The organism is Bacteroides sp. (genome assembly GCF_030151085.1).
Classification (GTDB): domain Bacteria; phylum Bacteroidota; class Bacteroidia; order Bacteroidales; family Bacteroidaceae; genus Bacteroides.
In genome coordinates, this window is record NZ_JASLER010000103.1 from 1 (window position 1) to 2,644 (window position 2,644).

2 protein-coding genes are annotated in these 2,644 nt (G+C 49.3%); both read left to right on the forward strand.

The genetic code is table 11. The features are described 5' to 3' along the window. Positions 1 to 45 precede the first annotated feature (45 nt). Complete coding sequence (locus tag Q1W14_RS22040; RefSeq protein WP_366945774.1) at positions 46 to 150, forward strand: hypothetical protein; 105 nt, start codon at positions 46 to 48, stop codon at positions 148 to 150. A gap of 93 nt (positions 151 to 243) precedes the next feature. Beyond that, positions 244 to 2,644: glycosyl hydrolase family 28 protein (locus Q1W14_RS22045; protein ID WP_366945773.1), on the forward strand; the 2,401-nt coding region annotated here is incomplete at its 3' end.

Below are 2,644 nucleotides of genomic sequence, written 5' to 3' on the forward strand. Positions count from 1 at the left end.
ACACCGGCACCGCCTTTCCGCATCACAACCCTACTTCCGCCCGAGGTGCCCGCCCCGCTGGACGAATGTACCAGCATCAGCACAAACGATGCCGCCCTGTGGAGCCTGGATGCCATTTACATGCAGGAAGTAATCCCCATAGACGAATGATTTGCACGATTTTCCATATATATTGCATAGTATTCTATGGAAATATTTAGTATTAAGCCGTATTTTTGCAACTAATGAAAAACAAAATATATCATGAAAAAACCTTGTTTTAAATCCTTGGCCGGCATAGCTGCCATTGCAGCGATTGCGCTGGGATTATCGGGCGCCATGCCTGCCCCGAAATATAAGACTGTCACCGTTAACGCACCTTTTGCCATGGAGCCGATAAAGGAATTTATTTTCCCCAACCGTGATTTTTCCATCGCAAATTATGGAGCAGTAAAAGGAGAGAAAACTATAAATACAAAAGCTATCGCTAAGGCTATCAAGGCATGCAATCGCGCCGGTGGTGGCCGTGTAGTAATTCCCACCGGCGAGTGGCTTACAGGCCCCATACACCTGATGAGCAATGTGAACCTGCATTTATCTGACGGTGCCATACTGCGCTTCACAGACAATCCAGAAGACTATCTGCCTGCCGTGATGACGTCATGGGAAGGTATGGAATGTTACAACTACTCGCCTTTGGTGTATGCTTTCGACTGTGAAAATGTAGCCATCACCGGAACCGGGACACTGCAACCCATCATGGACACGTGGCGCAAGTGGTTTAAGCGTCCCAAGCCTCACATGGACGCATTGGCCGAACTCTACACAATGGCCTCAACGGATGTTCCGGTAGAGAAAAGACAGATGGCAAAAGGAGAAAATAATCTTCGCCCGCACCTGATACACTTCAACAGATGTAAGAACGTCTTGCTCGATCAGTTCAAGATTCGTGAAAGCCCCTTTTGGACCATACACTTGTATATGTGCGATGGCGGTATTGTTCGCAATCTGGACGTATATGCCCACGGACACAATAACGATGGCGTCGATCTGGAAATGAGCCGGAACTTCCTGATAGAAGATTGCAGGTTTGATCAGGGAGATGATGCAGTTGTCATTAAAGCCGGACGTAACCAAGATGCCTGGCGATTGGATACCCCGTGCGAGAATATTGTGATACGCAACTGCGACATCATAAAAGGACATACATTACTGGGCATCGGCAGCGAAATGTCGGGCGGCATACGCAACGTATATATGCACGATTGCGCAGCACCAGACTCTGTGTTCCGCCTCTTCTTTGCCAAGACCAATCACCGCCGGGGAGGTTTCATCGAAAACATCCACATGGAGAACGTAAAAGCAGGCAAGATGCAGCGTGTACTCGAAATTGATACGGATGTACTCTACCAATGGCGTAATCTGGTACCTACTTACGAGGAGCGCATCACCCGCATCGACGGCCTGTACATGACGAACGTGACCTGCGAACGCACTGAAGCCATCTACGATCTGAAAGGGGATGCCAAACTGCCTGCAAAGAACGTCGTTATAAAGAATGTACATGCCGATGAAGTTACGAAATTCATCAAGAACGTACATAACGTAGAGAATGTAACGGAAGAGAACGTGACGTACGGCCGCTTCCGCAACGCGGCGAATGCTCCGGCTTATGATTATTCAAAGCTACAAAAGGAAAAGTTGGGTCGTGGTGTAGTAGCCATCCGTGAGAACCCGTCAGAAGTAGCTGTTTCCTGGAGATACCTCTCGTCCGACCCCGAGAATACAGCGTTCAACCTCTATCGGGACGGAAAGAAGATAGCCGAAGTACCTGCTACTACGGGAACTTTCTACCGGGATGCCTATAAAGGAAAGAAAGCAACTACGTACACCGTGCGGCCCGTTGTAAACGGCGTGGAAACAGGACATATCGAGGGCAACTATACACTGCCGGCGAAGGCACCCATAGGATACATCAATATTCCGCTGGACCGTCCGGCGGATGGGGTCACCCCTTCGGGACAAGCATTCACCTATATACCCAATGACGCTTCTATTGGTGATGTCGATGGGGATGGAGAATATGAGATTATTCTGAAATGGGATCCCTCGAACGCACATGATAATGCCCATGATGGCTATACTGGAAATGTCCTCTTCGATTGCTATCGATTGACAGGTGAACGCCTCTGGCGTATTGATATGGGACACAATGTCCGTGCAGGTGCACACTACACTCAATTCATGGTATATGATTTTGATGGCGACGGCTGTGCAGAGATCATCATGAAGACTTCTGACGGAACCATCGACGGACAAGGTAAAGTGATCGGGGATGCCGCGGCCGACTATCGCGAACCGGGTACCCCTGCCAATCAAGGTCGCATCCTGAAGGGTAATGAATACCTCACCGTCTTCAATGGACGCACAGGTGCCGCCATGCAGACTATCGATTATGTTCCTGCACGCGGAAATCTGGCAGATTGGGGAGATAACCGCGCCAACCGAAGCGACCGTTTTCTGGCTGCCGTTGCCTATCTGGATGGCATCCATCCCAGTGTAGTGATGTGCCGCGGATATTACACCCGTACTGTACTTGCAGCTTTCGATTGGGATGGAAAAGAACTGAAACAACGTTGGATATTCGACAGTAACACCCCAGAAT